Here is a 6665-nt window from a genome sequence, read left to right as displayed (position 1 = left end):
GGTTGTCGATGAGGTGGTGGGTGAGGGCGCGGGCTTCGTCGATTTCCCGCTTGGCCTGGGCGTAGACTTCGTCGCCGGTCATTTCGTGGCGGGCCACGCCGTCTTCGATCGCCTGGAGGGCGACGGCCTTGGCGACGGCGGGGAAGGTTTCGGTTTCGTTCATCAGCGGGGCGATGTAGTCGGGGGAGAGCCCCTTCTTTTCGGCGACTCCGGCGATGGCGTAGGCGGCGGCGATGGCCATCGTGTCGGTGATCTTCCGGGCTTTGACGAGCAGCGCGCCCTTGAGCAGGCCGGGGAAGCAGAGCGAGTTGTTGACCTGGTTCGGGAAGTCGCCGCGTCCGGTGGCCACGATGTAGGCGCCGGCGGCCTTGGCGGCGTGCGGATAGATTTCGGGGACGGGGTTGGCGCAGACGAAGCAGATGGCCTTGTCGGCCATGGAGCGGACCCATTCGGGTTTGACGGTGTCGGGGCCGGGGCGGGAGAGGGCAATCAGCACGTCGGCGCCTTTCATGGCTTCTTCGATGGAGTTGACCATGTTCGGGTTGGTGCGCTGGCAGAGCTCCCATTGTTTGTAGAATCCGGGATTGTCGCGGAAATCGGTGCGGCCGGAATGGAGGGTGCCGGCGGCATCGCACAGGATGATTTTTTGGGGATCGCCGCCGGCTTGGATGATGAGGCTGGCAATGGACGAGTTGGCGGCCCCGGCGCCAAGCATGGTGATTTTGACCTCCTCGAGTTTTTTGCCGGCCACCTTCAAGGCGTTGATCAGGCCCGCAAGGGTGACGCAGCCCGTTCCCTGGGCATCGTCGTGCCAAACCGGGATGTCGCACGTTTCGCGCAGGGTATCGAGCACTTCGAAGCAATTGGGCTGGGAAATGTCTTCCAGATTGACGGCGCCGACGCTCGGTTGAACCATTTTCACGAAGTCGATGATCTTTTTCGGGTCGCTCTTGCCGTCATCGCCGCGGGCATCGATGCAGAGCGCAATGGCGTCGACGCCGCCGAGGTATTTCATCAGATAGGCTTTGCCTTCCATCACGCCGAGGCCGCCGGCCGGCCCGCAGTCGCCGTCGCCCAGCACGCGGGTGGAGTCGGAGACCACCGCCACCAGGTTGCCGCGGTTGGAGAGATCGAACGAGCGTTCCGGGTTGTCGCGGATTTCGGTGGAAACCCGGGAGACGCCGGGCGAATACCAGACGTTGAACCAGTTGAAGCCGTAGTAGCCGGCCTTCGGAACGGTCTGCATTTTGCCGCCGTAGAATTCGTGCATCGATTCGGCGAGCTCTTTCAGGAAAAGGGTCTGGCCCTCGGCGATCTGGTCCGGCGTGAAATTTTCCGGGAACAGCGCTTCGAGGTTTTCTAGTTTTAAATCGGTTATTTTGGGCATGGTTTCTCTAGGGTTTGAAATTGAGGGCGCGATTATGCCTGCCCGCGAACACAAATCAATTCAAACAGAAGACTCCTGAACGGCGACGGGGCCGCACCGCTCGGCAATGGCCCCGCCCGCGCAGGGCGCAAGCGCGCAACCTTTTCCAAGGTTAGGGTTGATCCGGCGGGCTTAATTCCGTAAACAGGTGCGCAAATACCTGTTTGTTGAAGGGAAACTATGGCCGACATTCTAAAAATTTCGGATGCCACCGCGCTGGCACTGCACTCGATGGTGCATTTGGCCATCGAGCCGGACGGGCAGTCCACCACGGCCGAGATCGCCGAGCTTTTCAAGGCGTCGCGGCATCACTTGGCAAAGGTCCATCAACGGCTTACGAAGGCCGGACTGATCAATTCCAACCGCGGCCCGGCGGGCGGCGTCTCGTTGGCGAAGGATCCCGAATCGATCACATTGCTCGAAATTTATGAAGTTATGGAAGGTTCCATGCTTTGCAATCCGTGCCTGTTTGGTAATGATACCTGCCCTCGCAACGATTGCGTGCTGGGAAACCTGCTGCCGGGATTGGCCAGGCAGGTCCGAGATTATTTTGAAAAAACAACGATTGCGCAGCTCGCGCAGGAATCGACTTGGGGAAAAGTCGATGCGTCGGAGCCGCCATCGCAGGATTAAGCGGCTGAAAGGCGAAGGTCGGCAGCATTGATGCGGATGTTCGACCTTCGGGCTTTCCGCCACAGGATTAGAAAGGAACGAGATGAACACGAAGTTGAAAGAAGGGATTGATTGGGTCGGCTACATTGATTGGACCGTCCGCGATTTCCATGGCTACAAGACCGAGAGCGGCTCCACCTACAACGCCTATTTGGTGCAGGACGAAAAGACTGCCGTGATCGATGCCGTCAAAGCGCCCTATGTCGGGAAATACCTGGAACGAATCAAGGCGCTGACCCCGCTCGAGAGCATCGACTACATCGTGTGCAACCATGCCGAGCCCGACCATTCCGGCGGACTGCCCGGCATCCTGGCGGCCTGCCCGCAGGCCGAGCTGGTCTGCAACGCCAAGTGCAAGACGGCCCTCGAAAAGCACTACGACACCGCGGGCTGGAAATGGCACGTGGTCGCCGACGGCGACACCCTCTCCCTCGGCAAGCGCTCGCTCGCCTTTGTCGATACGCCGATGGTCCACTGGCCCGAATCGATGTTCACCTATGTGCCCGAAGAAAAACTGCTCTTCTCGATGGACGCCTTCGGCCAGCACTATGCCTCCGCCTTCCGCTTCGACGACGAAGAGCCGCTGGACGTCATCCTCCAGGAGGCCAAGGCCTACTACGCCAACATCGTCATGCTCTACGGCCGCCCGATCTCCCAGACGCTGGAGCGCGCCGCCGATCTCGAAATCGAAATGATCGCCCCGAGCCACGGCGTGATCTGGCGCAGCCACATCAAGGAGGTGTTCGAGGCCTATCAAAAATGGGTCGTCTGCAAGCCGGCGGCCAAGGTGGTCGTGCTCTACGCCACCATGTGGAAGGCCACCGAGCAGATGGCGCAGGCCATTCTCGAAGGCGCGCAGGAATGCGAAGTCGAAGCCCAGCTGTTCAACGTCGATTCCACCCACATGACCCGCATCGTGACCGAGGTGCTCGACTGCGCCGCCGTCGCCATCGGTTCGCCGACGCTCAACAACGGCATCATGCCCAGCATGGCCGGAGTGCTCTGCTACATGAAGGGGCTGCGCCCCGCCAACAAGCAGGGCTTCGCCTTCGGCTCCTATGGCTGGAGCAAGCGCGGCGGCCCCAACGAAGTGGCCGAAGCCATGGACGTGATGAAGATCGAAGCGATGCAGGAGCCGATCCGCTCCCAATACGCCCCCACGCCGGAGATCCTTGAGCAGTGCCGCGAGGCCGGCCGCGCCATGGGCAAAATCGCCGAGCAATATAAATAAGGAGTCGAAGCGATGAGTGAAAAACAGTGGGTCTGTTCCATCTGCGGACACGTGCACAAGGGCGAGGAGCCCCCGAAGTTCTGCCCGTTGTGCCATGCGCCCGCAAGCAAATACACCAGCTCCAACGTGTAGGCCGCCGGCCGCAAATTTGGGCGAAATTCCCCTTGCGGCCCGAACTAAAGACAGGAATGATCAACCCGATTTTTTAACCAAGGAGTATGCACCATGAAGAAATACATCTGCGACGTATGTGGCTGGATCTACGACCCGGAAACCGGCGACCCGGACAGCGGCATCGCCCCTGGCACCGCCTTCGAAGATATTCCCGATGATTGGGAATGCCCCGAATGCGGCGTTGGCAAAGACGACTTCTCCGTTATCGAAGACTAAATCTTTCCGCGCGGTCCGAAAACCGTCCTGTCGCAAAGCAGGGCGGTTTTTCTTGAACAAGCCGGGCGCTATCGAGTCCATATACGCGATGAACGGATTGAGGCATATTTTGGTGATGGTTGCGTTGCTGGTGGCGGCGTTTCCGTGTTGCCACGCGCACGAGCATGAGTTGCGTGCGCCCGATGCCCATGCCCCGACCGAACTGACCGCAACCCACCACTGTTGCTGCCACAGTTGCGACGCAACGCTCTGCGTCGAAGAACTTGAAATGCCGCAGGATCTAACGCTTCCCGCCGCAACGGTGGCCTCTCCGCCCCCCGCCATCACCCTGATGGTTTTCACCGAATCCAAACCTGCCACCCCGCAGGTCCCTCCACTGGTCTGCGATGCCCTCGCGTCGCTCCAGACCGTCCAGCTCCTGATTTGATGCTTGCGCGTTTTTGAAACGTATACGCAATGCATTAATCAGGAGTACTATGAAGAGAATCACCGTTTTATGGTGCGGTTGCCTGTTGGCCGCATCGGGTTTCGCGCAATCCGCAACCCTAAACCTGGAGCAGGCCCTTGAGCTTGCCCGCCAACATTCGCCCGCGCTGACCGCCGCCCGCATGCACACGCAGGCCGCGCAAAAGGCCGTCTCGGCCGCCGGGCTCTGGCAAAACCCAATCCTCCATTTCGAGGCCGAAGGCATCGGGGGCGACCTCGACGGCTTCAGCGACACGGAATACACGCTGGCCGTCGCCCAGAATTTCCAGTTCGGCGGACTGCGCCAGAACGAGCGGCTGGTGGCCCAGCGGGCGGTCGATGTCGTCCTGCGGCAAGAGGCCGAACGGGAACTCGCCTTGATGGCCGAGGTTCGGTCCGCCTTCCTCGACGTGGTGTCGCAGCAGGAGATTGGAACGGTTCGCGCCGAGCAGGAACAGCTGGGCCGGGCATTCGTCGAGGTGGCCAAGGCGCGCCACCGGGCCGGAAACAGCTCCGAGCTCGCAGTGGTCCAGGCGGAACTGGCGCTGGAGGAAATCGCGCTCTCGCAAACCTGCTGTTTCGGCGATCTCGAAGCGGCGCGGATTCGGCTGGCCTCGCTCATCGGTCTGCCGGAAAAGGAGATGGGCGAGCTGATTGGCGACTTCTACGAATTTGCGCCGATCGAGCAGCAGGCGTTGCCGGAATCGCATCCCGCCCTGCGCCGCCTCGATGCCGAAATCGCCATGGCGCATGCCGAGGCCGCGCGCGCCAAATCGAAGGATGCCGCCAACGTGATGCTGGGCGCGGGCTATCGATACGAATCGGCCGGGAATGCCGGAACCTTTGTCTTCGAAGCCTCCATGCCGCTGAACTTCGTGCGCGGCGGCCGCGCCGAGCAGGCGGCCGCCCTGACGCGCGCCGAGGCCCTGCAGTCCGACCGCGCCGAGCTGCGCCGCGACCACCAGCAACGCCTCGCCACGCTGATCGCCATGTACAACGGTTCCCGAATGGAAGCGGAAATGCTGCGCGACCGGCTCATGCCCAAGGCCGAGCAGACCTACAACCTCAGCAAGGACGGATACGACATCGGGCGCTTTTCCTGGTTCGAACTCATTACGGCCCAGCAGCAGCTGGCCGAAATCAAGGTCCGCTATATCGAGTCGCTGCGCCAGGTGCACGCCACCCGGGCCGAAATCACCAAATTCATGAAGGAAGGGATTTAACATGAGAACCAAAACGATATTGATCGCCCTGTTTGCGGCAGCGGCCCTGACCGCCCCGGCGCAGACCGGCACCCACGACGAGTGCGACTGTGACGCATGCAAGGCCAAGAAAGAGGGCGTCTTTACGTTGCCCGCGCTCCAAGGTCTGGGGCAGACGGAACCCCAACGCGATGAACACGCCGGCCACGACCACGCGCTCCAAGAAGCAACCGGGCAGGCCGAGCCCGTGGCCCACGATCATGATGGCGATGGCAAACCGGATCATGGCGAGCACGATGGACACGACCATGCGGTTCCGGAAGCGGACCCCCATGCCGAATGCACCCACGACCATGAAGCGGAAGACGCCCATGCCGGGCACGACCACGGCGCGGAGTCCGGCGGCATGGCCCTTTCCGAAGCGATGATCCAAAAGGTCGGCATCCGGATCCACGAAGCCGAAGGCGGCCGCATTGCCAAGTCGTCGGTCTTCCCGGCCGAGATCAAGCTGAACCGCGATACGACGGCGGCGGTTTCCCCGCGCTATGCCGGCATGGTCCGGAAGGTCTTTGTCGAGATCGGCGACGCGGTGGAAAAAGGCGATCCGCTGGCCACGCTCGAAAACAGCGAAACCATGGCGGTCTACACCCTCGAAGCGCCGCAGAACGGCGTGATCATCTCGAAGGATCTCGCCGTTGGCGAAATGGCCGCCGCCGGCAAGGTGCTCTACGAAGTCGCCGATCTTTCGTCGGTCTGGGCGGATATCAACGTCTTCCCGAAATACCGCCATCTCATGCGCAACGGCATGGAGGCCGAGTTCATCGCCCACGACGGCTGCCGGGCGCACGGAACCATCCAATACATCAGCCCGATCATCGCCCACGAAACGCGCACCTTCACCGCGCGTTGCGTGTTGACGGGCGCACGGGCCGATTTCACCCCCGGCGCATACGTCCGCGCGCGCATCGATACCGAATCGGTCCAGGCGGAAGTCGCCGTTCCGTCCGAAGCCGTGCAGACCATCGAAGGCGAGGCCGTCGTGTTCGTGCCGAGCGCGGACGGCTTCGTCACCGCGCCGGTCCAGCTCGGCCTGTCCGATGGCCGGAGCGTCGAGATCAAGCGCGGCCTTCAGCCCGGACAGAAGTATGTCGCCGCCGGCGCCTTTTCTCTCAAGGCGCAGATGGTCACCAGCGGAATGGATCCCCACGCAGGACATGGACATTAAGGAAGGCACGATGATTGAACGAATGATTAATGCTGTACTGAAAAACCGGGGGCT

At 61.6% G+C, this 6665-nt stretch carries 8 protein-coding genes; 7 read left to right on the top strand and 1 reads right to left on the bottom strand.

The annotated features are described in order from the left end of the window. Nucleotides 1–1387, bottom strand: a 1387-nt coding sequence (locus ABYO54_RS12315; RefSeq protein ID WP_372808552.1) for an NADP-dependent malic enzyme, incomplete at its 3' end; no start/stop codon positions are given. A gap of 219 nt (nt 1388–1606) precedes the next feature. Here ABYO54_RS12315 and ABYO54_RS12310 point away from each other — a divergent pair. The 7 genes from ABYO54_RS12310 (at nt 1607) to ABYO54_RS12280 (ending at nt 6611) form a co-directional block, all read left to right on the top strand. Continuing rightward, nucleotides 1607–2059, top strand: coding sequence for an Rrf2 family transcriptional regulator (locus ABYO54_RS12310; protein WP_372808551.1), 453 nt, complete (start codon nt 1607–1609; stop codon nt 2057–2059). An 82-nt stretch (nt 2060–2141) separates the two neighbouring features. After that, nucleotides 2142–3329, top strand: a complete 1188-nt coding sequence (locus ABYO54_RS12305) for an FprA family A-type flavoprotein (protein WP_372808549.1) — start codon at nt 2142–2144, stop codon at nt 3327–3329. 12 nt (nt 3330–3341) lie between these two features. Continuing rightward, entirely contained in the window at nt 3342–3461 is a 120-nt protein-coding gene (locus ABYO54_RS12300) for a rubredoxin-like domain-containing protein (protein ID WP_372808548.1), read from the top strand. A gap of 93 nt (nt 3462–3554) precedes the next feature. After that, on the top strand, nt 3555–3719 hold the full coding sequence (rd, locus tag ABYO54_RS12295) for a rubredoxin (RefSeq protein ID WP_136083110.1): 165 nt from the start codon (nt 3555–3557) through the stop codon (nt 3717–3719). 88 nt (nt 3720–3807) lie between these two features. Then, nucleotides 3808–4146, top strand: a complete 339-nt coding sequence (locus ABYO54_RS12290) for a hypothetical protein (RefSeq protein ID WP_372808547.1) — start codon at nt 3808–3810, stop codon at nt 4144–4146. 49 nt (nt 4147–4195) lie between these two features. Then, nucleotides 4196–5407, top strand: a complete 1212-nt coding sequence (locus ABYO54_RS12285; RefSeq protein WP_372808546.1) for a TolC family protein — start codon at nt 4196–4198, stop codon at nt 5405–5407. Nucleotide 5408: 1 nt separating this feature from the next. Continuing rightward, nucleotides 5409–6611, top strand: a complete 1203-nt coding sequence (locus ABYO54_RS12280) for an efflux RND transporter periplasmic adaptor subunit (RefSeq protein ID WP_372808545.1) — start codon at nt 5409–5411, stop codon at nt 6609–6611. Nucleotides 6612–6665 lie beyond the last annotated feature (54 nt).

The organism is Pontiella sp. (assembly GCF_041622395.1).
Classification (GTDB): domain Bacteria; phylum Verrucomicrobiota; class Kiritimatiellia; order Kiritimatiellales; family Pontiellaceae; genus Pontiella.
This window is presented reverse-complemented; position numbering and strand designations above follow the sequence as displayed.

Bases quoted from the DNA above. Each gene is read 5' to 3' on its own strand.
- ABYO54_RS12310 (WP_372808551.1), top strand. From the start codon at position 1,607: ATGGCCGACATTCTAAAAATTTCGGATGCCACCGCGCTGGCACTGCAC.
- ABYO54_RS12290 (WP_372808547.1), top strand. From the start codon at position 3,808: ATGAACGGATTGAGGCATATTTTGGTGATGGTTGCGTTGCTGGTGGCG.
- ABYO54_RS12305 (WP_372808549.1), top strand. From the start codon at position 2,142: ATGAACACGAAGTTGAAAGAAGGGATTGATTGGGTCGGCTACATTGAT.
- ABYO54_RS12300 (WP_372808548.1), top strand. From the start codon at position 3,342: ATGAGTGAAAAACAGTGGGTCTGTTCCATCTGCGGACACGTGCACAAG.
- ABYO54_RS12280 (WP_372808545.1), top strand. From the start codon at position 5,409: ATGAGAACCAAAACGATATTGATCGCCCTGTTTGCGGCAGCGGCCCTG.
- ABYO54_RS12285 (WP_372808546.1), top strand. From the start codon at position 4,196: ATGAAGAGAATCACCGTTTTATGGTGCGGTTGCCTGTTGGCCGCATCG.
- rd (WP_136083110.1), top strand. From the start codon at position 3,555: ATGAAGAAATACATCTGCGACGTATGTGGCTGGATCTACGACCCGGAA.